This is a genomic window from Bradyrhizobium sp. OAE829, from assembly GCF_040546575.1.
Taxonomy (GTDB): Bacteria; Pseudomonadota; Alphaproteobacteria; order Rhizobiales; family Xanthobacteraceae; genus Bradyrhizobium.
In genome coordinates this window covers 2,293,199-2,316,071 of record NZ_JBEPOE010000001.1, presented here as the reverse complement: position 1 = coordinate 2,316,071, position 22,873 = coordinate 2,293,199, and the positions used below count along the sequence as shown (strand labels likewise).

Genomic DNA, 22,873 nt, shown 5'->3' with positions numbered 1-22,873 from the left:
TGACAATGTCCTCGCAAATGTCTCATGGTTCAACATGGTCGGCCCGTCGCTCAGCTCAAGGAAAATCCACCTGGTGCAAGTCGCGAGGGCTGCGCTCGATCGCTGTTCTTGCGGCTTGTGTCACGGCGTTTATTGCGCCGATGTCCGCAAGAGCGGATTGGCCCGAGCGGCAGGTCAAATTGATTGTGACCTTTCCGCCCGGAAGCGCCAATGATGCCGCTGCCCGAATCTTCGCCGATGCTTTAGGCAAAAAATGGGGCAAGCCGGTCGTAGTTGAGGATCGGCCTGGCGCTGAAGGAACGATTGGCGTCGGATCGTTCGTCGCAAGCCAGGACGATCATACGCTGTTGTATACGGTGGCCGGCTCCATCACGGTGGCGCCGCTGCTCGTCGACCGGCTGCCATACGACGTCAACCACGATCTGGTGCCGATTGCGTCGACCACAGCGATCGTTTTGACGCTAGCGGTCAGCAACCAGCTCTCGGTCAACAGCATTCCGGAATTGATCGCGGCGCTGCGGACCAACCCCGAGAAATACGCCTGGGCGTCCGGACCGACCCTGCCGCGATTTGTATTTTCAGCTTTCCTGAAACAACACGATCTAAAGATGAATTTCGTCAGTTATCGCGACGCCTCCCAGCCGCAGGCTGACCTGGGTGAGGGCCGGATCCAGGCGCTTCTGACCTCCTTGACCGCCTCGTCCTCGCCCGTTCAGGCCGGAAAGGCGCGCTTCCTTGCCGTCGTCAATCCAAGCCGCGCAGCCACGCTGCCGGACATCAAGACCGTGCGCGAACTCGGTTACCCCGAGCTTGAAATCGATGGGTTGGCGGGAATTTATGGCGGCAAGGCCTTGTCCGAAGCCGTGAGAAACCGGATTGCCGCTGATGTCGCCGCGATCTGCCGCGACGCCGATGTTCGCCGAAAACTGGAGACAAGCGGGCATAATGTGCTCAACGGAACGACCGAGGAGTTGAAACAAGCGATCGAAAAGCAACGAGCCGCGGTCAACCAACTCACCAAAGTGATTGATATCCGGAACCCGCAATAGACCTGCGATCGGAGAAGCCATGTCGTCACAACAGCCGGCCCTCAAGCTTCTCGACTTGATACAGTCGCACCGCGTTACAGCGGCGATCCATGTCGCGGTGCGACTGGGGCTGGCGGAGCTTCTGCGAGGCGGCCCGCAGACCGTGGGCAAGCTTGCGGAGGCGACCGGCGCGGAGGAGCGCTCGCTTGGGCGTCTGCTCACCGCGCTTTCCACCATCGGCCTGTGCGAGCGGACCAGCGAAAATTCCTACGCACTGACTGAGGTGGGGGCCTGCCTCGACGGCGCATCCGAGCAATCATTCAAGGCGTGGGCCATCTTGGAAGCGGAGATGCTCACGAAGTCTTGGAGCGGCATGCTCGAATCGGTCGTGACCGGCAAAACCGCCGCGCAACTTCTGGGCATCGAGAACAGCTTTGATCTGATGGCTCAAACGCCGGGCAACGTCGCCAAATTCAATGCTGCGATGACGGACCTGACGCGGGCTGTAACGCCGGAAATTCTGCGATGCTACGACTTCAGCGGATTGTCCCATTTGATGGATGTGGGAGGCGGGTCCGGTGAATTACTCGGCGCTATCGCGAGGCAAAACCGGCAGCTGCGCGGCACTGTCTTCGACCTTCCGAGGTGCGCAGAGGCGGCAACCAGCCATCTTCGACACATCGGTGTGAGTGACCGCGTCGATTTCGCGGCCGGCGATTTCTTTCAGCGCGTGCCACCGGCCACCGACGCGATCATCCTCAAGAGCGTGATCCACGATTGGGATGACGCCCGTAGTACTTCAATCCTGCGCAACTGCCGCGAGGCGCTGCCGGGCGACGGCAAATTGCTGCTGGTCGAACGGCTGATGCCGGAATCGCCAACGACGACTGAAGAGGACAGGGCGCACGCACTGAGCGACCTGAACATGCTTCGCGGGCCGGGCGGGCTCGAGCGCACCGAGCGGCAGTATGCCGAATTGCTTGCCCAAAGCGGCTTCCGCCTCGCCGCGATCTATCCGGCCGGCCGCTTCAACGTGATTGAGGCTCATCTCAACTGACAGCTGCCCGAGTGACGGATGTCTCCGTCACTCGGCGCCCATCATCAGGAGCCGTAGACGAAGACGTGGTCCTTCAGATCGATGGCCGGGAATTCATCCTTCTCCGCCCAGTAGTCCTGGTTGTGCTGCCATTCCGGCTTGTCGCCGCGTTTGGGCAACAGGTGCATGCCGCGCATCATGTAGCCGGGATTGAAATTTTCCGGATCGATCCAGGGCAGCAGCGGCATGTTGTGGTCTTCCGGCCGAAGCTTCGGCACTACTTTCTTCGCGCCGGTTTCCTTCATGTGGTTGAGCAGCCGGCACACGAAGTCGGCGACGAGGTCGACGCGCAAGGTCCAGCTGGCGCGGAAATATCCGAACACCCAGACCAGGTTCGGCACGCCGGTGAACATCATGCCGCGATAGGTCACGGTATCGGCGAAATCCAGCTTCTTGCCGTCGACCGCGAATTCGATGTCGCCGTTTGCACTGAGGTTGAAGCCGGTCGCGGTGACGATGATGTCGGCTTCCAGTTCCCTGCCGGATTTCAGCAGGATGCCCTTCTCGGTGAAGCGCTCGATCTCGTCGGTGACGACCGAAGCCTTGCCCGACTTGATGCCCTGGAACAAATCGCCATCGGGAATGAACGCGATGCGCTGCCGCCACGGCCGGTATTTTGGCGTGAAGTGGGTCGCGATGTCGTAGTCCTCGCCGAGATAGGCTTCCACTGCCGACAACAAATCCTTCTTCGCCGCTTCCGGCTCCTCGAAGGTCTTGCGGGTGAACGCGTCCTGATCGAACAGGATTTTCCGCCGGGTGATTTCGTGGATCCACTTCTCGTCGACCTGCAACTGCCGCAGTTGCTCGGCGATTTCGATGGCGTTGCGACCGGTGCGGAAATAGGTCGGCGAACGCTGCAGCATGGTGACATGCGCGACGTCATTGGCCAGCGCCGGGATCAGCGTTGCGGCCGTGGCGCCGGAGCCGATCACGATGACGCGCTTGTTCTTGTAGTCGAGATCTTCAGGCCATTTCTGCGGATGGACGATTTGGCCCTTGAATTTGGCCATGTCCTTCCACTCCGGCGTATAGCCTTCGGTGTGGCGATAATAGCCCTGGCACATCCAGAAGAAATTGGCGGTGAAGCGAAGCTTTGCGCCGGTGTCGCTCCGCGTGGCCGCGATGGTCCAGAGGTTCTGTTCGCTCGACCAGGTCGCCGAAGTGATGGTGTGCTGGTAGCGGATATGGCGGGCGAGATCGTTCTCCTCGATCACGTCGCCCATATATTTGAGGATCTCGGCCGCGCTGGCGATCGGCGCCGAGGTCCACGGCTTGAAGCGATAGCCGAACGTATGCAGGTCGCTGTCGGAGCGGATGCCCGGATAGCGGTGCGTGCTCCAGGTGCCGCCGAACGTCTTCTGGGTTTCGAGGGCGACGAAACTCGTGCCCGGACATTGCGTGGTGAGATGATAGGCCGCGCCGACGCCGGAGATCCCGGCGCCGGCGATCAGGACGTCGAAATGCTCGGTATGGCTGGGCGAAGCGGCATGAATCTGGGTTTGAACGTTCATCTTCCCTGTTCTTCTTGTCGTTGGATTTTTCGTTTTCAAAAGCAAAACGCCAGAACCGAGGTTCTGGCGTTCTCGTCTTCCGATTACACTTCGCGGCGGCTCAGGAACGCCAGCCGTTCGAACAGATGCACGTCCTGCTCGTTCTTCAGGAGCGCGCCGTGCAGCGGCGGGATCAGCTTGCGCGGATCGCGCTCCCGCAGCATTTCCGGGGTGATGTCCTCGTTGAGCAGCAGCTTGAGCCAGTCGAGGAGCTCCGACGTCGAGGGCTTCTTCTTCAGGCCCGGCACTTCGCGCACCTCGAAGAAGATCCGCAGCGCTTCCTCGACCAGACGCTTCTTGATGCCGGGGAAGTGCACGTCGACGATCCGGTTCATGGTGTCGGCGTCGGGGAACTTGATGTAGTGGAAGAAGCAGCGGCGCAGGAAAGCGTCCGGCAATTCCTTCTCGTTGTTCGAGGTGATCATCACGATCGGCCGCAGGCTCGCCTTGATGTTCTCGCCGGTCTCGTAGACGAAGAACTCCATGCGATCGAGTTCGAGCAGGAGGTCGTTGGGGAATTCGATGTCGGCCTTATCGATTTCGTCGATCAGCAGCACCGGGCGCTTGTCATGGGTAAAGGCTTCCCACAGCTTGCCGCGCTTGATGTAGTTGGAGATGTCGGAGACCCTGGAATCGCCGAGCTGGCTGTCGCGTAAGCGCGATACCGCATCGTATTCGTAAAGGCCCTGCTGCGCCTTGGTGGTGGACTTGATGTGCCAGGTGAGTAGCGGCGCGCCGAGCGCCTTGGCGACTTCCTCGGCTAGCACGGTCTTGCCGGTACCGGGCTCGCCCTTGATCAGCAGCGGGCGCTCGAGCACGATCGAGGCGTTGACCGCGACCTTGAGGTCTTCGGTGGCGACGTAGTCCTTGGTGCCGGTAAATTTCATCTATCTCTTTGCCTTGTTGTTCGTTCTTGCGCCGCTTGCGGCCTGAACAGTAAACGACCGCCGGCTCGGCGGTCGCGATGGGAGGTGATGCGCGTCTCTCAGCGTTTGACCAGCGAGAGGATCACCAGGATGATCACGGCGCCGATGGTGGCGTTGACGATGTCGCGGATCCAGCCGGCGCCGAGGCTGACGCCCAGTTGCGGCAGCAGCCAGCTCGCGAGAAACGCGCCGATGATGCCGATCACGATGTTGCCGATCAGCCCAAAACCCGCGCCGCGCACGATCTTACCGGCCAGCCAGCCTGCAATCGCACCGATGATCAGTGCAGCTATGATCCCCATTGAATTTCCCCTGCCGGAATAAGCCCTTTATGGCTCAATTCTAGAGGAAAAACCCTCCCGGTCTAGGCCTGTCTGGTATGCGTTGGCCTTCCCCGTCGGGAATCCGCCGGCCCTTGACGTCAGCGGCCCGGCGGGCAATCTGTATTCCATGTTCTTGCAATTCTTCACATCGCTGCGCGACGCACAGGTCCCGGTGACCTTGCGCGAATATTTGACGCTGATGGAGGCGCTCGACGCCGACCTCGCCGACCAGACGGTGGAGAATTTCTATTACCTCTCCCGCGCCGCTTTGGTGAAGGATGAACGCAACCTCGACAAATTCGACCGCGTGTTCGGCTCCGTGTTCAAGGGGCTGGAGAACCTGCTCGACGCCATGGAGAAGGCGGACATTCCCGCCGAATGGCTGAAGAAGCTCGCGGAGAAATACCTCACCGAGGAAGAGAAGAAGCAGATCGAGGCGATGGGCTGGGACAAGCTCATGGAGACGCTTCGCAAGCGGCTTGAGGAACAGAAGGGCCGCCATCAGGGCGGCAGCAAGTGGATCGGCACGGCAGGCACCTCGCCGTTCGGCGCCCACGGCTACAATCCCGAAGGGGTGCGGATCGGCCAGGAAAAGAACCGTAACAACCGCGCCGTCAAGGTGTGGGACAAGCGCGAGTTCAAGGATCTCGACGGCAATGTCGAGCTCGGCATCCGCAACATCAAGATCGCGCTGCGGCGGTTGCGCAAATTCGCCCGCACCGGCGCGCCTGATGAGCTCGACCTCGACACCACGATCAAGGAGACCGCCAACCACGGCTATCTCGACGTGCATATGCGCCCCGAGCGGCGCAACGCGGTCAAGGTATTGGTCTTCTTCGACATCGGTGGGTCCATGGATTCGCATATCGAGCAGGTCGAGGAGTTGTTCTCGGCGGCGAAGACCGAATTCAAGCACATGGAATATTTCTACTTCCACAACTGCCTTTATGAAGGCGTCTGGAAGCAGAACAAGCGGCGCTTCACCGACCGCACGCCGACCTGGGACGTGCTGCACAAGTACCCGCACGACTACAAGGTGGTGTTCGTCGGCGACGCCTCGATGTCGCCTTATGAAATCATGGTCCCCGGCGGCTCGGTCGAGCACGTCAACGAGGAGGCCGGCTCGGTCTGGCTCGATCGCATCACGCGCACCTACCCGCACGCGGTGTGGCTCAATCCGGTGGCGAAAAAGCACTGGGACTATTCGGAATCCACCACCATCATTCGCCGGCTGTTCTCGGAGCGGATGTACCCGATCACGATCGAAGGCCTCGAAGGCGCGATGAAGGAATTGGTGCGGTAAGGACTATCGTCGTCGTTCCGGGGCGCGCGCAGCGCGAACCCGGAACCTCGATGTAATAAGAAATGAAGCGATCGAGATTCCGGGTTCGATGCTGCCGCATCGCCCCGGAATGACGGATCAAGAGGGAACACCAATGCCCCAGACCATCCACCGCGGTATCAAATCCCTGATCGACGAAGCCAATGCCGAGATCGAAACCCTTAGCGCTGTGGATTCGATCAAGGCGGCTGTCAGCGACGACGTCATAATCGTCGATATCCGCGATCCCCGCGAGATCGAGCGCGACGGCCGCATTCCCGGCGCGTTCTCCTGCACCCGCGGCATGCTGGAGTTCTGGATCGACCCGGAAAGCCCCTACGCCAAGCCGGTGTTCCAGCAGGACAAGAAATTTATCTTCCACTGCGCCGGCGGCATGCGTTCGGCGCTGGCGGCCAAGACCGCGAAAGACATGGGCCTCAAGCCGGTCGCGCACATGGCCGGCGGCTTCGCCGCCTGGCGCGACGCCGGTGGCCCGGTCGAGAAGTGGGAGCCGAAGAAGAAGGGCTGAAGGTCGTCAGCCACAACCACCGCCGTCATGCCCGGGCTGGACCCGGGCATCCACGTCTTACGGTAGTTGCAACACCATAGGGATTTCGTGCATGTCTTCCACCGACGATCCGCTTGTCTCCACCGACTGGCTCGCCGCCCATTTCGACGATCCCAAAATCAAGATCATCGACGCGTCGTTCAAGATGCCGGGCATTCTGCCGCTGCCGAAGGACGATTATCTCGCGTCCCACCTTCCGGGCGCGGTGTTCTTCGACGTCGACGCGGTGTCCGATCATTCCAATCCGCTGCCGCACATGTTCCCGGGCGCCGAGCAGTTCGGCCGCGATGTCGGCGGGCTTGGAATAGGCAACGGCGATACGGTCGTGCTCTACGATTCCGGCGGATGGGTCGCAGCCCCCCGCGTGTGGTGGATGTTCCTGTCGTTCGGACACCAGAACGTCCGGATCCTGAATGGCGGCCTGAAGAAGTGGCGTGCCGAAGGCCGCAAGGTCGAGAGCGGTGAGGTCACGCCGAAGCCGGCGACGTTCAAGGCGACCTTCGATCCCAGTTACACGCGCAACATCCAGCAGATGGTCGACAACCTCGAAAGCCGCAACGAGCAGGTGCTCGATGCCCGCGCCAACGAACGTTATCAGGGCAAGGTGCCCGAGCCGCGTCCGGGCCTGCGTTCGGGTCATATCCCTGGCAGCCTCAGCGTGCCCTACAACCAGCTGTTCGATGCCTCGACCGGCGCGATGAAGTCGCTCGAGGAGCTGCGCGCCGTGTTTGTCGGCGCCGGCGTCAAGCTCGACGCGCCGATCGTGACGAGTTGCGGTTCCGGCGTCTCCGCCCTGGTGCTGACGCTGGCGCTTTATCGCCTCGGCGTGCGCGGCAGTGCGCTGTATGACGGCTCATGGACCGAATGGGGCGTGCAGGGCGGGCCGCCGGTTGCGACCGGCCCGACCTGAACGGGGCGCGTTTTATTATCTGGTGCGCGCGGTCAGTTGCGCAAACGGGTCGACCGCTTGCTGCACCACCTGCCGTGCCTGCAGCGCGCGTCGCGCGGCCGCGATGCGCCGGCGCTCCTTGGCGCGCTGCGCCCGCTTCCGGTTGACGCTGCGATCTGGTTTCGCGGCCGCCGGTTTCACCGAAGCCGTTTCCTGGATAGTGACGGCAGGACCGCCCAGCGTGGCGATCTTCAGCGCGGCGAGGTTGCCTTCCAGGGAGGGCGCCTCCACCACCGGTGCTGTCTCGGTCGACGTGGCTGATGTCGCCGGCGGCGGCGTTTCCGCAATCGCCGCGAGCTTCACTTGCTCATTGGCCGCAGGCGTCTCGGCAGCAGGCGCCTCGGCGGCAGGCATCTCCGCCGGCGCGGCCTGAACAGCCGGTATTGTTTCTGCCGCCGGGATTTCCGCTTTCACCGTTTCGGCCGGCGCGACCTCGTTCAGCTTCGTGGGCTCGTCCAGCTTCAGCGCAGCCGTCTTTTCCGGTTCAGCCGGCGGCGCTTCCGGAGCTTGAGCCGCAGGGGTCACGGTCTCGATAATCGTCGCCGCGGCATTGTCAGGCACCTTCTCCGCCACATCGGGCTCGACGCGCAGCAGGGCCAGCGTCGGCATGGGTGGTTCGTTCTGCCTGACAAAGACGGGTTCGGGCGGTGGCCGTCGCGACGGGATGCTGGCAAATTGCTCATGCGAGGCACGCAGCAACGCTGCCGCTCCAAGCCCAAAGACCAGAACCGACATCGACAGCACGATCGCGGCGAACAGAAAGCGAAAACCGGGGAGCATGGACGCGAGTTCCGCCTTGCCGGGAAATGCAGGGCTGTTGATGCCAAGGGAACGCGGTGACCACTGGGAAGCGGCTGGATTCGCACCGCGAATCAGGCCGATTCGAGAGTATCTCAACGTCTCGAACCTGTTTGTTACAAAATTGGCGGCCAATGGCGGCGAGGGGCTGGTAATCTATGTTTTTCGCGCCGTGCGGCATCTTTGCCGCAGCGTTCACGGACCATCACAAAACGACCGATTTGGCCCGAATTTGCTGATTTGTCTTGAATGCGCCGCTATCTTCCGTCATCTGCCGTTAACGGTCCGGTGTGGCTTGGGGACTATACAAGAGCGATGATGATTAACCGTATTCTGACGATCAGCGCTGCCATTGCTGCTGCAATGGCAGGAACTTCGCTTGCCCAGGCACAGCAGGGCTATCCGCTGCCCCCAGGCCCCGTCTATTCGGCGGCTCCGGGACAGTATGTTCCCGGTGGCTATGGCGTCGATGAACGCCGCGGACCCAGCACAGCCGATTTCGACGACCTGGAAGACGACGAGGCGCCGAACGCCCAGAGTTCGACCGCGCTGCCGCCGCCTGGCCCGGTGCTTTCGCCGAACGATCCGCGCTACGGCCGCCCGGTTTATAGCGACCGCGGCCCGCCGATGCCCACAGGCCCCGTCCTTTCGCCCGATGATCCGCGTTACGGCCGTCCCGCCGGCGCGCCGGTTTATTCGGACCGCGGCCAGCCGATGCCTACGGGCCCGATTCTTTCGCCAGATGATCCGCGCTACGGTCGGCCGGCCGGTCCGCCACCTGTGATCTATTCGGACCGCGGTGATGGTCGTCGCGTTCCCGGTGATGACCGCTTGCGTCCGCCGGAAGCCGTCGGCGGCGGACCCGCCGTCACCGGCGCCGTGCAACCGCAGCAGCCGGCCGTCGGCGCCGACGGCAGGCCGATGGTGCTTTCCGCCTTGCCGCCGGAAGAACAGCCGGAAGCAGCGCCCGTGCAGCTGCCGCCGCATCTGCGCCGTCAGGAAGTTTCGTTCGCGACCAAGGAGCCCCCGGGCACGCTGGTCGTCGATACGCCGAACACCTACCTTTATTACGTGCTCGGCGGTGGCCGCGCGATCCGCTATGGCGTCCGTGTCGGCCGCGACGGCTTCACCTGGACCGGCGTGCAGAAGGTCAGCCGCAAGGCCGAGTGGCCCGATTGGCATCCGCCGTCCGAGATGATCGAGCGCCAGCCCTATCTGCCGCGCTTCATGGCCGGTGGCCCCGGCAACCCGATGGGTGCCCGCGCGATGTATCTGGGTTCGACCGTCTACCGTATCCACGGCACCAACCAGCCGTCGACAATCGGCAAGTTCGTCTCGTCGGGTTGCATCGGCATGCTGAACGAGGACGTGTCCGACCTGTTTGAACGCGTCAAAGTCGGCACCCGCGTCGTCGTGATGCCCGGCGGCCCGCCACCTGGAATCGCGACCGCTTCGGCCGCGCCTGCACAAGGCTTGCCGCCTGCCGCTGCTCAGGGTGCGCCGACTCAGGCGCAGCTCGCCCCGGTTCCCGGCATGCAGCCGACCGTGGTCCCCCCGCTGCCCGCGCCGGTGACGGTGCGCTAAGCCTAGACACGATCGCTATAAAAAAAGGCCCGCACAGCGGGCCTTTTTTCGTCATTGCGAGCGAAGCGAAGCAATCCAGCTTTCTTTGCGCGGTGAGATGGATTGCTTCGCCTCGCTCGCAATGACGTTGTGAGCGCTCGCGCCCTCAGACGAGCTTCGTCGGTGACGTAGCCGAGGTGCGGCGTCAGCACGAGATGACCGGGTTTGCGGGATGCTGAAATCTGCCTCCCGACGTGTCAAAGTTCAAAGCATCGATGCCGGCAGCTGCCCGTTTCTTTGCATGGGGTTGTTTTCGATATTTTTGGTTGAGGGCCGGGGCCTGCGATCTCAGGCCAGCTTCCTTGGCGCCTCGCCCTTGAACCAGCCGTCGATGCCTTCGACCATCTGGCGATAGTGGTTGCGAAAGCTGTCCTCGGTGACGTAGCCGAGATGCGGCGTCAGCACGAGGTTGTCGAGCTTGCGGAAGGGATGGTCGACCGGCAGCGGCTCGACCGAGAACACGTCGATGCCGGCGCCCGCGATCTTTTTCTGTTGCAGCGCTTCCAGCAGCGCGCCTTCATCGACGATCGGCCCTCGCGCCGTGTTGACGAGGTAGGCGGTCGGTTTCATGCGGGCGAGGTCCTCACGTCCGACCAGCCCGCGTGAGCGCGGGCCCAGCACGACGTGCACGGTGATGATGTCTGATGTGGCGAACAGTTCCTCCTTGGAGGCGTAGCCGACGCCGGCTTCCGCGCATTTCTCGGGCGTCAGGTTCGGGCTCCAGGCGATCACGTTCATGCCGAACGCCTGCGCCAGTTTTGATACTTTGGTGCCGAGCTTGCCGAGGCCGATCACGCCCAGCGTGCGGCCCTCAATTTCCATGCCGACGAATTTCTGCAGGGGTTCACCGGCATGCATGCGCGCGTTCTCCCGGCCGATATTGCGGGTCAATTCCAGGATCAGGCCCATGGTCAGCGGCGCGGTGGGATCGCGGCCCCATTGGGTGCCGCACAGCACCACGCCATGGTCCTTGGCGGCTTCCATGTCGATAGCGGCGTTGCGCATGCCCGAGGTGATCAGCAGCTTCAGCTTCGGCAGCGCCGCAAACATCGTGCGCGGAAACGGCGTGCGCTCGCGCATCGCGCAGATGATCTCGAAATCCTTCAGCGCACTGGCGGCGGTTTCCGCGTTCGCAAACGGCTGGTTGAAGACGGTGACATCGACCCGGTCGGCGATCTCCGACCAGTCCGCGACCTTCAGGGCCACATCGAGATAGTCGTCGAGGATTGCACAGCGCAGCCGCGTCATTGGAAGGTCCGATCATGGCGAGGGTGACGGCGGAATTGGGCCGTCAGGGGAGATCGCCATGGTCGCGCGCAATCGACAGGCGCGCAAGCGGCCTGAAAGCAGGGCCAGGTCAAAATTCCGGGAAGCTCAGTTCGAGCGGGCGAGGTGCTTGGCGCGCCAGGCGGGGCCGGGGCCGCGCATATAGTGCAGTTCCGGACGGTAGGGGTTGAAGGCCTTGGCCACGAACTGGCGCCAGAAGTTGCGGAGTTCGGCGAGCGGCTTGGCAAGGCCGTGGCCATGCGCCGCGGTGGAAAGGGATGCCGAACTGGTCGTCGCCATGACTCAGGTCTCTGGTTTGCCATTCGCGGTTTCGCCGCGGAGACGCCGTTTTTCGGCGTCTTGAACGACTTTTGGCCTGATTTATTAAAAGTTGGTTTCAATTGTCGTGATCCGGCGCACACATGCCCGCACATGGTGACCATCCCGTATTCATCCGTGGTGAACGAACAGAAAACGCGTTCCCGCGGTTGCCCTTTGGGGGCCGCGCCGCTACATCAGCGGCAGCAAAATTTCCATAAATCCTCTGGTTTCAAGGGATCGCGATGGCTCGCCAGTTCGTCTATTTCATGCAGGGTCTGACCAAGAGCTACCCGACCCGCAAGGTGCTCGATAACGTCCATTTGTCGTTCTACCCGGACGCCAAGATCGGCGTGCTCGGCGTCAACGGTTCCGGCAAATCGACCCTGCTGCGGATCATGGCCGGCCTCGACAAGGAATATAACGGCGAGGCCTGGGTCGCCGAGGGCGCCCGGGTCGGCTACCTCGAGCAGGAGCCGCATCTCGATGAGACCAAGACGGTCCGCGAGAACGTCATGCTGGGCGTCGCCAAGCAGAAGGCGATCCTCGATCGCTATAACGAACTGGCGATGAACTACTCGGAAGAGACCGCCGACGAGATGACCAAGCTGCAGGACGAGATCGAGGCCGCCGGCCTCTGGGATCTCGACAGCAAGGTCGACCAGGCGATGGACGCGTTGCGCTGCCCGCCCGACGATGCCGACGTCACCAAGCTGTCGGGCGGTGAGCGCCGCCGCGTCGCACTATGCAAGCTGCTGCTCGACCAGCCGGACCTGCTGCTGCTGGACGAACCGACCAACCATCTCGACGCCGAGTCGGTGTCGTGGCTGGAGGGCCATTTGCGCAACTATCCCGGCGCGATCCTGATCGTGACCCATGACCGCTACTTCCTCGACAACGTCACGAGCTGGATCCTCGAGCTCGATCGCGGCAAGGGCATTCCCTACGAGGGCAATTATTCGTCCTGGCTGGTGCAGAAGCAGAAGCGCCTCTTGCAGGAAGGCCGCGAGGACGCCGCGCATCAGAAGACGCTTGAGCGCGAACAGGAATGGATCGCGTCCTCGCCCAAGGCACGCCAGGCCAAGTCCAAGGCGCGCTACCAGCGTTACGAGGACCTGTTGAAACAGGCCAGCGAGAAGCAGACCCAGACCGCGCAGATCACGATTCCCGTGGCCGAGCGGCTCGGCCAGAACGTCGTCGATTTCGAAGGCCTCAGCAAAGGTTTTGGCGACCGCATGCTGATCGACGATCTCACCTTCAAGCTGCCGCCCGGCGGCATCGTCGGCGTGATTGGCGCCAACGGCGCCGGCAAGACCACGCTGTTCCGCATGATCACCCAGCAGGAGACGCCGGACAAGGGCACGATCACCGTCGGTGAAAGCGTGCATCTCGGTTATGTCGACCAGTCGCGCGACGACCTCGACGGCAAGAAGAACGTGTGGGAGGAAATCTCCGGCGGCAACGAACTGATCCTCTTGGGCAAGCGTGAGGTGAACTCACGCGGCTATTGCTCGTCGTTCAACTTCAAGGGCGCCGACCAGCAGAAGAAGGTCGGCGCGCTGTCGGGCGGCGAGCGCAACCGCGTGCACCTGGCCAAGATGCTGAAATCCGGCGCCAACCTGCTGCTGCTCGACGAACCGACCAACGACCTCGACGTCGACACGCTGCGCGCGCTGGAAGAGGCGCTGGAGAATTTCGCCGGCTGCGCCGTCATCATCAGCCATGACCGCTGGTTCCTCGACCGCATCGCCACCCATATCCTGGCCTTCGAAGGCGACAGCCATGTCGAATGGTTCGAAGGCAATTTCCAGGATTACGAGAAGGACAAGATGCGCCGGCTCGGCCAGGATTCCATCATCCCGCATCGCGTGAAGTACAAGAAGCTGACGCGCTGAGTTGTGTTTCGCGCTGAGATGACGAAGCCGTGTCGCAGGCGCTATTCTGCCTGCGCCAAATGGCCGCTAAATCCCGCTTGTCCGGAAGGCGCCATATCCGGCTATTAGATTGGCCGCGATTGCCCACTTGAGTCCCGCACAGAGAGACCCCCGACCATGTCCATGACGCCGGAAACGCCGTTGCCGCCCCCAGCTGAGAGGAAGGCATTGCGTCCGATCCCGTTCCTGATCTTCAGCTCCCGCTGGCTGCAATTGCCGCTTTATATCGGCCTGATCGTCGCGCAGGGCGTCTATGTCGTGCTGTTTTTGAAGGAGCTGTGGCACCTGTTCGCCCACGCCTTCGATTTCAGCGAGCAGCAGATCATGCTGGCGGTCCTCGGTCTCATCGACGTGGTGATGATTTCGAACCTCCTGGTGATGGTCATCGTCGGCGGCTATGAGACGTTCGTCTCCCGTCTCAATCTGCAAGGGCATCCCGACCAGCCGGAATGGCTCAGCCACGTCAACGCCAGCGTGCTTAAGATCAAGCTCGCGATGGCGATCATCGGCATCTCGTCGATCCATCTGCTGCGGACCTTCATCGAGGCCGGGAATCTCGCTTCGGGCAAGGGCTCCTACACCGAAACCGGCGTGATGTGGCAGACCATCATCCATACGGTTTTCATTCTGTCCGCGATCGGCATTGCCTATGTCGACAAGCTGTCGAATGATTCCGCCGAAAATGCCAAACACGCCGCCGCTACGCATTGAGGGGTGGTATGTCGATCGAAGGGATTCGGTCTTGCGACAGAGCGCGATAGCGGCGGTTCTGATTTTGGCGGCGACGACGCTGGGAGCAACGCGCCCGGTTCACGCCGCCGATGCTGGCTTCACGCAGTTCATCGCCTCGCTGTGGCCGGAGGCGCAGGCCGCCGGCGTGTCGCGGGCGACGTTTGACGCCGAGACCCGCGGCCTCGAGCCGGATTACAAATTGCCCGACCTGATCCTGCCCGGGCGGCCCGCCACCGGCGCGCCGTCGCAGGCCGAGTTCGTGCAGGTGCCGGCCGATTATGTGAAGGAGGTCTCGATCGCGCGGCTGGCGGCGGAGGGGCAGAAGCTGATGCAAAAGCATCGTGCCGCGCTCAGCCAGATCGAGAGCCGCTTCGGCGTGCCCGCCACAATCGTGCTCGCGATCTGGGGGCGCGAAACCGATTACGGCCGTCACCGATTGCCTTACGACACCGTGCGCGTGGTGGCGACACAGGCCTATGTCGGCCGGCGCAAGGATCAGTACCGCGCCGAATTTATCCTGGCGCTGAAGATCCTCGGCGAGGGCGCGGTGACGCGCAATGACATGCGCTCGTCCTGGGCCGGCGCCACCGGGCTCACGCAATTCCTGCCGGGCGAATATTACAAGCATGGTGTCGATTTCGATGGCGATGGCCGCATCGACATCTGGAATTCGGTACCGGATGCGCTCGCCTCCGCGGCCCAGCAACTCGTCAACAAGGGCTGGCAGCCGGGCTTGCGCTGGGCCTATGAAGTGCGCGCGCCTGATAATGCCGACTGCACCATGGGCGTGCCCGAGGTGACGAAGCCGATCGGCGAATGGCTGCGCGCGGGCTTCGTGCCGGTGCGCGGCGCGAAGCTGAGTGCGGCCGAGCAGGCGCAGCCGGCCTCGCTGCTGCAGCCCGAAGGCATCTATGGTCCGGCGTTCCTGACCACCAAGAACTACTTCGTGATCAAGGAATATAACTTCTCTGATTTGTACGTGCTGTTCGTCGGCCATCTCGCCGATCGCATGTCGAACCCGTTGCCATTCGCGACGCCATGGTCGGCATCGACGCAATTGCGCAGCAAGGATGTCGAAGCCATGCAGCGTCATCTGACGCGGATCGGCCTCTACAAGGACAAGCTCGACGGCAAGGCTGGGATGCAGACCCGCGCGGCGCTGGGGGCCTATCAGAAGTCCGCGGGATTGAAGGTCGATTGCTGGCCGAGCGAAGCGGTGCTGCGTTCGATCAGCTCGTCGCGTTGACTTGGTTGAGCTACAAGAGCTGCACGAGACCATCAAAAAAAAACCCGGCCGAGGATCCCGGCCGGGCTTGAAATGCAAGGCGCGCAGCGCGCCGGTCGGTCAGATCAGTGGCAGACCTCGACGCGGCGGTAGGCCCAGCCGTAGCCGTCCCAGAAGCGCTCGCGAACCAGGCGGCAGGCCGGGGGGCCGTCTTCCACATACACCGGTCCGCCGTAAGCCGGGCGGCTGGAGGCGATCGCGCCACCGATGATCGCGCCGCCGATCAGGCCGCCGACCACGCCAGCTGCCACGCCACGCTGGGCGTTCGCGGGTGCCGGTGCCGCAGCGAGCGAACCGGCAATCGTTGCGGCCGCGACGAAGGCAGCAAATGTCTTCTTCATGTTGAGGGCTCTCCTGGAGATGGCGCCTGATCAGCCGACGCCGGGTTTAGGGTTAGGCACACACGCCGTACTCGAATTGGCCGCTTCGAAAAGAGCGCACAACGGTCAACCGAAAGTAAACGTGCGGGATTGATGGCCGAACAAAGCGGTTTTTTCTGGCCTTGGAACGCCAAAGCCCCGGAGAACCATGCGGCTTTCCGGGGCTTCGCGTACGATTTAATGAAGGTGAACGGGTGTTCAGAGCATTTCGAGCGAAGGTTCCGATCCGATCAGAACCGACAATGCGCTAGTCGCAAACCCGGACGCTGCGGACCCGCCAGCCATAGCCGTCCCAGAAGCGCTGCTTCTGCCAGATGCAGTCGGGACCGTAACCGGGTTCGGCAACATAGGCCGGGCCGCCGTAATAGCCGGGGGCCGGCGCATAATAGCCCGGACCACCGTAATAGCCGTTCTGCGAGGCGATCGCGCCGCCGACAATGGCGCCGCCGATCAATCCGGCCGCGACGCCGGCCGCTACGCCACGCTGCGCATGGGCAGGAGCTGGAACAGCTACCGCGGAAACAGCCAAAGCGGTGACGGCAGTCAGCGCCATCAATGTCTTCTTCATGGGCCTCACCTTTCTGATGGAGCAAAGGACGGCTGGGAAAGCGGTCCGTCGCAGCGGAAAGTTCCATATTTTGCTGAAATTATCAATGAACGGGATTGCCTCATTTGGCGACGAAGGGGCGTGCGGTTGGGCTTCATTGCGGTGCAAAAGGCCCGTTTCCCAACCGTTTTTGAAGAGGATTCAGGGATGAGCGGGATGCCAATATATCTGGTCGCACTCGGCGGCATGGCGGTGATGTTCTATTGGGTGATCGCCCGGACGTATAACATCAGCGCATGGCCCAGCGGCTCGTCGCGCGACAGCGACCGCTATCGCGACCGCAATGATGACAGCTATGGTTCCAGTAGCGGCGGCGGCAGCAGTGGCTCGAGCATCGCGAACCTGTTCAGCAGCGATAATTCCAGTTCGAACTGCTCGTCCGACAATTCCACGCCGTCCGATAATTCCAGCTCCAACTGTTCGTCCGACAATTTCAGCTCGCCCGACGACTCCAGCTCGTCGAGTGATTCCTCCCGCGATGATAGCGGGGGAGGCGACAGCGACAGCGGTAGTGACAGCGACAGCGATAGCGGCGGTAGTAGCGATGATTGATAGTGGCGGAGGTGGTGGTGGTGATTAAGGTCACAGTGCCTGCGCGGGAAGCCTGCGATTGTGCCTGTAAGACAAGGCTTTTTTAGACTCATTCCAAACTGAGTTGGGCTCACTTTGGAATTGCTTGAAAGTGTTGTTTTTCCTTTTGCATCGCGACCGCCGCTTCAATATCGAAGTGGGTAAGCATCACCGAAGGGCCTGCCGACTTCATGATTGTTTGTTCCTGTAACGTTATCAGTGACCATGATGTCCGCAATGCCGTCAGTGCAGCTTCGGGCGTGGCGCGCAATCCCAAGCAGGTCTATGGATGCCTCGGCTGCAGCGCCGAGTGCGGCCGCTGCGCGCGCACCATCAAGGCCATCATCGACGAAGCGCTGGGTCCCTGCGCCAAGGCCTGCTGCTCGGGCTGCCCGCATAGTCATGCCGTGACCGAAGAGCAGGCCCACGAGTTCGCGCTCGCCGCCTCCTGATACCTCTCGAATCCGCAGGATAGTTCGGTTCCTTTTTGAGGGAACCATTGCTCTTGCCTCCAAACTGTTTTAGAAACGTTCTAAATACAGTTTCGGGCCGATTTGGCCTCAAAAACCCCGGAGTGCACCAATGCAGGGCGACCCAAAAGTCATCGATTATCTCAACAAGGGCCTGCGCAGCGAGCTTACCGCGATCAGCCAGTACTGGCTGCATTACCGGCTCCTGAACAATTGGGGCCTGCTGAATATGGCCAAGGTCTGGCGCAAGGAATCCATCGAGGAGATGGAACACGCCGACAAGTTCACCGACCGGATCCTGTTCCTCGACGGCTTTCCCAACCTGCAGGTGCTCGATCCCCTGCGGATCGGCCAGAACGTCCTGGAAATCATCGAATGCGATCTGGCCTCGGAGATTTCAGCGCGCGCGCTGTACCAGGAAGCCGCTACCCACTGCCACGGCGTCAAGGATTACGTCTCACGCGACCTGTTCGAGCAACTGATGAAGGACGAGGAGCATCATATCGATTTCCTCGAGACCCAACTCGACCTGATCAAGCGCATCGGGCTTGAACTCTACACCCAGAAGCATGTCGGCGGGCTCGAGAGCGAGCACTGAGCGGAGGCGCGATGGCGCCCTCTGAGGAAATTGCCCGGCTCGAGCGAGATCTGGCGGAGCTGAGATCGCATTATGCGCATCTCGAGCGTAATGGGCAGGTGATGAAGCGCGGCAGCATGTTCATGCTCGCCGCGCTTGCCGTTTTCCTTGGCTATCTCTTGTGGGCCGATTTCGTGATGGGCGCGCTCGCTGTGGTCGTGGCGGCGGCTATTGCCGTGCTTGTCTGGCTCTTGCCTGCCAGCAACCGGCGATGGATCGATGCGGGCACGCCGAGGGGGGAATTCGAGTTCGGCCCAAGCCAGGCTCAAAAAGTAGAGCAATGGATTGCCGACAGGGAAGCGCGACTGGCCGAACTTCGCCTGGCCGGTAGCGCTGGCAATCCCGCGACCGATCGCTGATCCCGGGACCAGCCTCGGCGTTCCCTATAGTTGCGTCTTGTAGCGCTCGTAAATCACTTCCTGGCTTTCCCGTTCGCCAAGGCCGGTCTGGTCGTGAATGACTTCGCCGATGCTGGGCATCACGGCGCGTTCGACCCGCGTATCGCCCGCCCACAGCTTTGAGCGCATCAGCGCCTTGCCGCAATGGAAGTAGGCTTCGTGCACGTCGATGTGCAGCACCGCACGCGGCGGCTTGCCGAACTCGACCATCGACGCCATCACCTCCGGATCCACCGATACCTTGCCCTTGCCGCCGACGCGCAGCGTCTCGTCGATCCCCGGCACGAAGAAGATCAGCTGCACGAAGCCGCTTCCCTCGACGATGTTGCGAAAACTGTCGATCCGGTTGTTGCCGGAGCGGTCGGGCATCAGCAGCGCCTTCGGTCCGGCGACATGGATGAAGCCGGGATTGCCGCCGCGCGGCGAGGCGTCGACGCTGCCGTCCGAGCCCGAAGTGGCCAGCACGCAGAACGGCGACATGCCGATGAACTTCTTGGCATGGACGTCGATCTCGGGGCGCGCCTTCGCGATCACGCGCGGCGAGGGGGCAGGATAGATCGCGGCGAGGTCGCTGGCGGCAAAATCGGTCAAGGCACATCTCCTGAATGCGGCGCGATGACGTGAAGATACCATCGCGGTATTCCGGCAGCCACCCATTATCTTTGGAATGATCCTACGATCCAGGATCCTGCGTCCGCGGGCACAAAACAGCTGGCTGGCTCATGCGTCGCGCCGGGCTGATTGCTGGCTTGAAATAGGCGCAGCACGAACGTGCTATCGACCATTCGTGCAGATTCGTGGTGAGCTGTGCGCTGCAAGTTGCCTAATATCCGGCCTGACTTCCCGTGGTTGGGGGCAGCAACCGCTCTACTGTCAATCTTCACGATTGGAAACGCGTTGAGCACGAACCCGAAGATTGCGATAGGCCTGCTTTCACCCGTGGGATTGCTGTTTGCGCTCCCCGTCTTGCTCTGGGCTTTCAGCTTTACCGAACTCGTCGGGCTGGAGAAATGCAGCGTCGGTTCGATTAGCGTTGCTGAATACGAGCGCATCCTGTCTCGGGCCGGCGCGCAACGCTGGACAGTATGGCCCGGTCTGTCGAATGGGGTGTTTTGGCCGTCGGACAATGGCTTTCGGGGCCCGACAGCATCTTTCAACAGCAACCTCAATGATCAGCTTCTCTCACACATCAGAGAGCTTGCTGGGTCCGATCCGTCCGTTAATCGTCAACTGGCCTCGGCCCATGCCGTGATGCGCAGCATGGGTGCAGAATACGTCCAAACGCAGGAAGTGTCGGACAAGGGCGGGGACCGCGCCAGTTCGCGCGTCCATTTCCAATACTACTTGCCTCAAGTGCGTTTCGCGCCTGTGTGCGTTCTCTGCCTGATATGGTCGCACACGACCATTGACGTGATCTTTTCTCATGACTTTGCCACCGATCGATATGGGTTGCAGGAAGTGAACGTTCTGCACGCCGGGTTGAAAGGTACCCCCGACAAAAATCGCGCGCGCAACGTCCCATGGGGTAGTTGTCCCGAGTTTCGAATATCCCGGCAGGTCGACGATAAATGATGCAGCAATCGGAAGGAGCTATAGGGTTGCAGCAACAGCTACTGCGGCATCCCGCGTCGCTTGGCGGAAGCCTTTGGCGCGACATTCTGCCAGGCCATTGTCAGCGCGCTTTTTAGCGTCGCCGCATTGGCCTTGGCCAGGCGAACATTGGTGTAGCCTTGTTTGCCCCATCTTCCCGGCACCGGGCGGAAGATTTCGGGCTCCGCCTCTACCAGCAACGATTGCTGCTCGTACGTCAGCTTCACCGTGCCCCAGTTTTCGTCGGGATGACCCAGCGTAGCGAAGATACGTTTGCCGACGCGGAAATCGGCCTTGCCGTGATGCGCGCTCTCCACCGTGTCGGAAAGCGCGAGTGCGGTCCGACGAAAACGGCTGGTTGACATTGCACGCCTTCTTCCGGGCTACATCGTCCGCTGCGGCGCGGTTTGCAGCAATTCCTGCAATTGCTTCTTGTAGAATGCCGCATTGCCTGTCGTGAGGTGCCCACGCGTCTCGGTCGAGGCCGGGATCAGGAACAGGCGCCCGTTCTTGACGCGCTTCATCGCTGCATCGGTGACGCCGGTTTCCGGCGGATTGCGCTCATCGTCGGCGGCGTTGATCGCAAGCAGCGTCGCTTCGATCTTGTCGAGCCCTGCGGACGGATTGTAGTCGCGCGAGGCTTCCCACTGATAGATGAAGTCGTTGGCATCGGCCGTAATCGGCAGCGCCAGCCGGTCGTCCACCATCTTGTCCGCCTTTGCGCCCGTCGGCGCCAGCATCTGATAGGCCAGCGTGCCGCCGCCGGTGGCGATGCCGTAGGCGGCGATGGCGTATTTCATCATGCGTGGCTGGGTGATGTAATTGCCGCGGTTGTAGTCGGGATCGTTCCGGATGGTCTCCAGCATCATCCGCCGCAGCATCCAGTTGCGCGCGGCCATCTCGGTCGGCTGCGCGGCCATCGGCACCAGCGCGTCCATGTACTGCGGATATTTGCCGCCCCAGATCCAGGTATGCATGCCGCCCATCGAATTGCCGATCACCAGCCTCAGGTGCTTCACGCCGAGGCCTTCCTTGAGCAGCCGATAATGCGCGTCGACCATGTCCTCGTAATTGTATTTCGGGAATGCCGTCTTCATGCCGTCGGAGGGCTTTGACGATTTGCCGTGGCCGAGCCCGTCCGGGATGATGATGTAGTATTTCGCTGCGTCCAGCGGCTGGCCGGGGCCGAACAATTCACCGGCAAAGGTCGGCGTCAGCATGTTGGTGGCCGAGCCACCCGATCCATGCAGCACCAGCACCGGCTGGCCGGTCGGCTCGCCGATCGTGGTGTAGTGCAGCCGCAGCTCCATGGTTTCGCCGGAGTGGAATTTGAAATCCTTGGCGATCCAGTCGCCTTGTTTGGGCGCCGGATAATCTGCTGCAGAGGCGGCGAAGGAGGTCAAGGCGAGTGCAGCCGTTAAGGTGATTTGAGAAAAATTCATGCTGATCTCCCCTGATGCGGCGCTCTTTTTAGGGCCACTTGTCAGGGAGCCTATCACAACGGCGGTTTCACCGCACCAGATTGCCGTACAGCGTGTAATTGGCTTTCGGGCCCTGCATCACCAGCGTCCAGTGCGTAAAGTCGACCCCGGAGGTGCAGGAATTGCCGCCGCCCTGCAGGATCAGCGTCAGGATCTGCTGCCTTGCGATACCAGGCTGAAAGACGCCGCTTCCTGAGGCGGGCGCTGACAGTTTCCATTCCTTGTAGAGCGTCGGTCCCTGGCCCCTGTCGGGCCGGTCGCGCGGATCGACCTCGAACACCGAGATCGTTGGGGGACGCGTCAACGATAACGTGCCGGTGTGGTTGGCGGCGTCGCGGAACGAAAGCACGAGCCTGTCCTCGCGCCATTGCGCCGAAAGCTTGTAGGTGCCGGCGGGCGTGGCGATGCCTTGGATGCCCTCGACGTCGCCTTCGCCCGTGAACAAGGTCGCCTTGCTGCCGAAACGCAGGCTTTCAATCTCATGCTGCTTGCCGGAATCCAGCGCCACGGTGGCGACGTTGCGCTGACCTTCATTGGTGCAGCAGGCACAGGCGAAAGCTGAGGATGTCTGGCCGAGGAGATAAATGGCGAGCGCACGGCCGAGGCCGCGGCGGATCGGAGCGAGCATCGGAAGCCTTTCGCTGTCGCGCTACCGTTGGTCGCGGCTTTCACCCCTTGCGTTCACCAGACTTGAGGCGTGCGCCCCTGTGTGGCTAGGCGGTGTCCTCGACATCAGTCTCCGGCCGGTCGTTGCCGGCCGCGGTCTCGGTCTGCCACTTGCCGTCAGCGGTTTCGTATTCGATCACCTCGGTGCGCCCGGGCACCCGCTGCTCGGCCGCCGCGCGCCGCGCGGCCGCGAGCGCCGCGGCATGGGTCGGATACGGTTCGGAGAATACGCCATTGGCGGTATAGGCCCAGCCGCCGTCATGCTCGACGATCTTGTAGGTCACGTGGCTCATCGGGAACTCGCTGTTGCCATTGCCGAGAGGGTGAACGCGCCGCTCAATCTATGACAGGATAGTC

At 62.0% G+C, this 22,873-nt stretch carries 27 protein-coding genes; 14 read left to right on the top strand and 13 right to left on the bottom strand.

Features of this window, described 5'->3' with window-relative positions; genetic code table 11:
- The first annotated feature begins 5 nt into the window (after positions 1-5).
- Positions 6-1,049, top strand: coding sequence for a Bug family tripartite tricarboxylate transporter substrate binding protein (locus ABIE49_RS11200; RefSeq protein WP_354067457.1), 1,044 nt, complete (start codon positions 6-8; stop codon positions 1,047-1,049).
- Positions 1,050-1,068: 19 nt separating this feature from the next.
- On the top strand, positions 1,069-2,085 hold the full coding sequence (locus tag ABIE49_RS11195) for a methyltransferase (RefSeq protein ID WP_354067455.1): 1,017 nt from the start codon (positions 1,069-1,071) through the stop codon (positions 2,083-2,085).
- Between the two features lie 44 nt (positions 2,086-2,129).
- Here ABIE49_RS11195 and ABIE49_RS11190 read toward each other — a convergent pair whose 3' ends face one another.
- From ABIE49_RS11190 to ABIE49_RS11180, 3 genes are all read right to left on the bottom strand, one after another.
- Positions 2,130-3,635: a flavin-containing monooxygenase gene (locus ABIE49_RS11190; RefSeq protein WP_192740054.1), complete on the bottom strand. Its 1,506-nt coding sequence runs from the start codon at positions 3,633-3,635 to the stop codon at positions 2,130-2,132.
- Positions 3,636-3,718: 83 nt separating this feature from the next.
- On the bottom strand, positions 3,719-4,561 hold the full coding sequence (locus tag ABIE49_RS11185; RefSeq protein ID WP_192740053.1) for an AAA family ATPase: 843 nt from the start codon (positions 4,559-4,561) through the stop codon (positions 3,719-3,721).
- A 98-nt stretch (positions 4,562-4,659) separates the two neighbouring features.
- Entirely contained in the window at positions 4,660-4,902 is a 243-nt protein-coding gene (locus ABIE49_RS11180; protein WP_192740052.1) for a GlsB/YeaQ/YmgE family stress response membrane protein, read from the bottom strand.
- A 148-nt stretch (positions 4,903-5,050) separates the two neighbouring features.
- On the opposite strand from ABIE49_RS11180, the gene ABIE49_RS11175 reads away from it, so the two are divergent.
- The 3 genes from ABIE49_RS11175 to sseA all read left to right on the top strand — a co-directional run bounded on the left by ABIE49_RS11175 (position 5,051) and on the right by sseA (position 7,722).
- On the top strand, positions 5,051-6,226 hold the full coding sequence (locus tag ABIE49_RS11175) for a vWA domain-containing protein (RefSeq protein WP_192740051.1): 1,176 nt from the start codon (positions 5,051-5,053) through the stop codon (positions 6,224-6,226).
- 133 nt (positions 6,227-6,359) lie between these two features.
- Complete coding sequence (locus tag ABIE49_RS11170) at positions 6,360-6,773, top strand: rhodanese-like domain-containing protein (RefSeq protein ID WP_192740050.1); 414 nt, start codon at positions 6,360-6,362, stop codon at positions 6,771-6,773.
- Between the two features lie 91 nt (positions 6,774-6,864).
- A complete protein-coding gene (gene sseA, locus ABIE49_RS11165) occupies positions 6,865-7,722 on the top strand; it encodes a 3-mercaptopyruvate sulfurtransferase (protein ID WP_192740049.1) in 858 nt (285 codons plus the stop codon).
- Between the two features lie 15 nt (positions 7,723-7,737).
- Here sseA and ABIE49_RS11160 read toward each other — a convergent pair whose 3' ends face one another.
- Entirely contained in the window at positions 7,738-8,694 is a 957-nt protein-coding gene (locus ABIE49_RS11160; RefSeq protein ID WP_192740048.1) for a hypothetical protein, read from the bottom strand.
- Between the two features lie 180 nt (positions 8,695-8,874).
- Between ABIE49_RS11160 and ABIE49_RS11155 the strand changes: the two genes are divergently transcribed.
- Positions 8,875-10,143, top strand: a complete 1,269-nt coding sequence (locus ABIE49_RS11155) for a L,D-transpeptidase family protein (RefSeq protein WP_354066754.1) — start codon at positions 8,875-8,877, stop codon at positions 10,141-10,143.
- Positions 10,144-10,470: 327 nt separating this feature from the next.
- On the opposite strand, the gene ABIE49_RS11150 is transcribed toward ABIE49_RS11155, so the two are convergent.
- Both ABIE49_RS11150 and ABIE49_RS11145 read right to left on the bottom strand, forming a co-directional pair.
- Positions 10,471-11,430, bottom strand: coding sequence for a D-2-hydroxyacid dehydrogenase family protein (locus ABIE49_RS11150; protein WP_192740046.1), 960 nt, complete (start codon positions 11,428-11,430; stop codon positions 10,471-10,473).
- A gap of 126 nt (positions 11,431-11,556) precedes the next feature.
- Positions 11,557-11,748: a hypothetical protein gene (locus tag ABIE49_RS11145; RefSeq protein WP_192740045.1), complete on the bottom strand. Its 192-nt coding sequence runs from the start codon at positions 11,746-11,748 to the stop codon at positions 11,557-11,559.
- 263 nt (positions 11,749-12,011) lie between these two features.
- Here ABIE49_RS11145 and ettA point away from each other — a divergent pair, with 263 nt between their 5' ends.
- The 3 genes from ettA to ABIE49_RS11130 all read left to right on the top strand — a co-directional run bounded on the left by ettA (position 12,012) and on the right by ABIE49_RS11130 (position 15,678).
- Positions 12,012-13,661, top strand: a complete 1,650-nt coding sequence (gene ettA, locus ABIE49_RS11140) for an energy-dependent translational throttle protein EttA (protein ID WP_192740044.1) — start codon at positions 12,012-12,014, stop codon at positions 13,659-13,661.
- A gap of 156 nt (positions 13,662-13,817) precedes the next feature.
- Complete coding sequence (locus ABIE49_RS11135) at positions 13,818-14,411, top strand: TIGR00645 family protein (RefSeq protein ID WP_192740043.1); 594 nt, start codon at positions 13,818-13,820, stop codon at positions 14,409-14,411.
- A 31-nt stretch (positions 14,412-14,442) separates the two neighbouring features.
- The gene (locus tag ABIE49_RS11130) at positions 14,443-15,678 is read left to right on the top strand and encodes a lytic murein transglycosylase (RefSeq protein ID WP_502915886.1); all 1,236 of its coding nucleotides are present in this window, start codon (positions 14,443-14,445) and stop codon (positions 15,676-15,678) included.
- Between the two features lie 104 nt (positions 15,679-15,782).
- On the opposite strand, the gene ABIE49_RS11125 is transcribed toward ABIE49_RS11130, so the two are convergent.
- Together ABIE49_RS11125 and ABIE49_RS11120 are read right to left on the bottom strand one after the other, a co-directional pair.
- Positions 15,783-16,058 carry a hypothetical protein gene (locus tag ABIE49_RS11125; RefSeq protein WP_192740041.1) on the bottom strand — a complete coding sequence of 92 codons (276 nt, stop codon included), beginning with the start codon at positions 16,056-16,058 and terminating at the stop codon, positions 15,783-15,785.
- Positions 16,059-16,344: 286 nt separating this feature from the next.
- Positions 16,345-16,665 carry a hypothetical protein gene (locus tag ABIE49_RS11120; protein ID WP_192740040.1) on the bottom strand — a complete coding sequence of 107 codons (321 nt, stop codon included), beginning with the start codon at positions 16,663-16,665 and terminating at the stop codon, positions 16,345-16,347.
- Positions 16,666-16,791: 126 nt separating this feature from the next.
- Between ABIE49_RS11120 and ABIE49_RS11115 the strand changes: the two genes are divergently transcribed.
- The 4 genes from ABIE49_RS11115 (at position 16,792) to ABIE49_RS11100 (ending at position 18,740) form a co-directional block, all read left to right on the top strand.
- A complete protein-coding gene (locus tag ABIE49_RS11115; RefSeq protein WP_192740039.1) occupies positions 16,792-17,256 on the top strand; it encodes a hypothetical protein in 465 nt (154 codons plus the stop codon).
- 209 nt (positions 17,257-17,465) lie between these two features.
- A complete protein-coding gene (locus ABIE49_RS11110; RefSeq protein ID WP_192740038.1) occupies positions 17,466-17,726 on the top strand; it encodes a (2Fe-2S)-binding protein in 261 nt (86 codons plus the stop codon).
- Between the two features lie 130 nt (positions 17,727-17,856).
- Positions 17,857-18,342: a bacterioferritin gene (gene bfr / locus ABIE49_RS11105; RefSeq protein WP_192740037.1), complete on the top strand. Its 486-nt coding sequence runs from the start codon at positions 17,857-17,859 to the stop codon at positions 18,340-18,342.
- 11 nt (positions 18,343-18,353) lie between these two features.
- A complete protein-coding gene (locus ABIE49_RS11100; RefSeq protein WP_192740036.1) occupies positions 18,354-18,740 on the top strand; it encodes a hypothetical protein in 387 nt (128 codons plus the stop codon).
- Positions 18,741-18,764: 24 nt separating this feature from the next.
- Here the strand turns inward: ABIE49_RS11100 and ABIE49_RS11095 are convergent, their stop codons facing one another.
- Positions 18,765-19,370, bottom strand: a complete 606-nt coding sequence (locus tag ABIE49_RS11095) for a pyridoxamine 5'-phosphate oxidase family protein (protein WP_192740035.1) — start codon at positions 19,368-19,370, stop codon at positions 18,765-18,767.
- Positions 19,371-19,676: 306 nt separating this feature from the next.
- Here ABIE49_RS11095 and ABIE49_RS11090 point away from each other — a divergent pair, with 306 nt between their 5' ends.
- Complete coding sequence (locus ABIE49_RS11090; RefSeq protein WP_192740034.1) at positions 19,677-20,351, top strand: hypothetical protein; 675 nt, start codon at positions 19,677-19,679, stop codon at positions 20,349-20,351.
- Positions 20,352-20,389: 38 nt separating this feature from the next.
- Here the strand turns inward: ABIE49_RS11090 and ABIE49_RS11085 are convergent, their stop codons facing one another.
- From ABIE49_RS11085 to ABIE49_RS11070, 4 genes are all read right to left on the bottom strand, one after another.
- The gene (locus ABIE49_RS11085) at positions 20,390-20,734 is read right to left on the bottom strand and encodes an MmcQ/YjbR family DNA-binding protein (protein ID WP_192740033.1); all 345 of its coding nucleotides are present in this window, start codon (positions 20,732-20,734) and stop codon (positions 20,390-20,392) included.
- Positions 20,735-20,752: 18 nt separating this feature from the next.
- Positions 20,753-21,811 carry an alpha/beta fold hydrolase gene (locus tag ABIE49_RS11080; RefSeq protein ID WP_192740032.1) on the bottom strand — a complete coding sequence of 353 codons (1,059 nt, stop codon included), beginning with the start codon at positions 21,809-21,811 and terminating at the stop codon, positions 20,753-20,755.
- Positions 21,812-21,878: 67 nt separating this feature from the next.
- On the bottom strand, positions 21,879-22,478 hold the full coding sequence (locus tag ABIE49_RS11075; protein ID WP_192740031.1) for a hypothetical protein: 600 nt from the start codon (positions 22,476-22,478) through the stop codon (positions 21,879-21,881).
- Between the two features lie 85 nt (positions 22,479-22,563).
- Positions 22,564-22,809 (bottom strand): DUF2188 domain-containing protein, encoded by a 246-nt coding sequence (locus ABIE49_RS11070; RefSeq protein WP_192740030.1) that lies wholly within the window; start codon positions 22,807-22,809, stop codon positions 22,564-22,566.
- Positions 22,810-22,873 lie beyond the last annotated feature (64 nt).

What these genes read in the sequence shown, in the direction of transcription:
- ABIE49_RS11170 (WP_192740050.1), top strand. Translation starts at nt 6,360, where the DNA reads ATGCCCCAGACCATCCACCGCGGTATCAAATCCCTGATCGACGAAGCC.
- ABIE49_RS11120 (WP_192740040.1), bottom strand. Translation starts at nt 16,665, where the DNA reads ATGAAGAAGACATTGATGGCGCTGACTGCCGTCACCGCTTTGGCTGTT.
- ABIE49_RS11185 (WP_192740053.1), bottom strand. Translation starts at nt 4,561, where the DNA reads ATGAAATTTACCGGCACCAAGGACTACGTCGCCACCGAAGACCTCAAG.
- ABIE49_RS11180 (WP_192740052.1), bottom strand. Translation starts at nt 4,902, where the DNA reads ATGGGGATCATAGCTGCACTGATCATCGGTGCGATTGCAGGCTGGCTG.
- ABIE49_RS11070 (WP_192740030.1), bottom strand. Translation starts at nt 22,809, where the DNA reads ATGAGCCACGTGACCTACAAGATCGTCGAGCATGACGGCGGCTGGGCC.
- ABIE49_RS11190 (WP_192740054.1), bottom strand. Translation starts at nt 3,635, where the DNA reads ATGAACGTTCAAACCCAGATTCATGCCGCTTCGCCCAGCCATACCGAG.
- ABIE49_RS11080 (WP_192740032.1), bottom strand. Translation starts at nt 21,811, where the DNA reads ATGAATTTTTCTCAAATCACCTTAACGGCTGCACTCGCCTTGACCTCC.
- ABIE49_RS11155 (WP_354066754.1), top strand. Translation starts at nt 8,875, where the DNA reads ATGATGATTAACCGTATTCTGACGATCAGCGCTGCCATTGCTGCTGCA.
- ABIE49_RS11135 (WP_192740043.1), top strand. Translation starts at nt 13,818, where the DNA reads ATGTCCATGACGCCGGAAACGCCGTTGCCGCCCCCAGCTGAGAGGAAG.
- ABIE49_RS11085 (WP_192740033.1), bottom strand. Translation starts at nt 20,734, where the DNA reads ATGTCAACCAGCCGTTTTCGTCGGACCGCACTCGCGCTTTCCGACACG.
- ABIE49_RS11200 (WP_354067457.1), top strand. Translation starts at nt 6, where the DNA reads ATGTCCTCGCAAATGTCTCATGGTTCAACATGGTCGGCCCGTCGCTCA.
- ABIE49_RS11100 (WP_192740036.1), top strand. Translation starts at nt 18,354, where the DNA reads ATGGCGCCCTCTGAGGAAATTGCCCGGCTCGAGCGAGATCTGGCGGAG.
- sseA (WP_192740049.1), top strand. Translation starts at nt 6,865, where the DNA reads ATGTCTTCCACCGACGATCCGCTTGTCTCCACCGACTGGCTCGCCGCC.
- bfr (WP_192740037.1), top strand. Translation starts at nt 17,857, where the DNA reads ATGCAGGGCGACCCAAAAGTCATCGATTATCTCAACAAGGGCCTGCGC.
- ABIE49_RS11110 (WP_192740038.1), top strand. Translation starts at nt 17,466, where the DNA reads ATGATTGTTTGTTCCTGTAACGTTATCAGTGACCATGATGTCCGCAAT.
- ABIE49_RS11075 (WP_192740031.1), bottom strand. Translation starts at nt 22,478, where the DNA reads ATGCTCGCTCCGATCCGCCGCGGCCTCGGCCGTGCGCTCGCCATTTAT.
- ettA (WP_192740044.1), top strand. Translation starts at nt 12,012, where the DNA reads ATGGCTCGCCAGTTCGTCTATTTCATGCAGGGTCTGACCAAGAGCTAC.
- ABIE49_RS11195 (WP_354067455.1), top strand. Translation starts at nt 1,069, where the DNA reads ATGTCGTCACAACAGCCGGCCCTCAAGCTTCTCGACTTGATACAGTCG.
- ABIE49_RS11150 (WP_192740046.1), bottom strand. Translation starts at nt 11,430, where the DNA reads ATGACGCGGCTGCGCTGTGCAATCCTCGACGACTATCTCGATGTGGCC.
- ABIE49_RS11145 (WP_192740045.1), bottom strand. Translation starts at nt 11,748, where the DNA reads ATGGCGACGACCAGTTCGGCATCCCTTTCCACCGCGGCGCATGGCCAC.
- ABIE49_RS11175 (WP_192740051.1), top strand. Translation starts at nt 5,051, where the DNA reads ATGTTCTTGCAATTCTTCACATCGCTGCGCGACGCACAGGTCCCGGTG.
- ABIE49_RS11125 (WP_192740041.1), bottom strand. Translation starts at nt 16,058, where the DNA reads ATGAAGAAGACATTTGCTGCCTTCGTCGCGGCCGCAACGATTGCCGGT.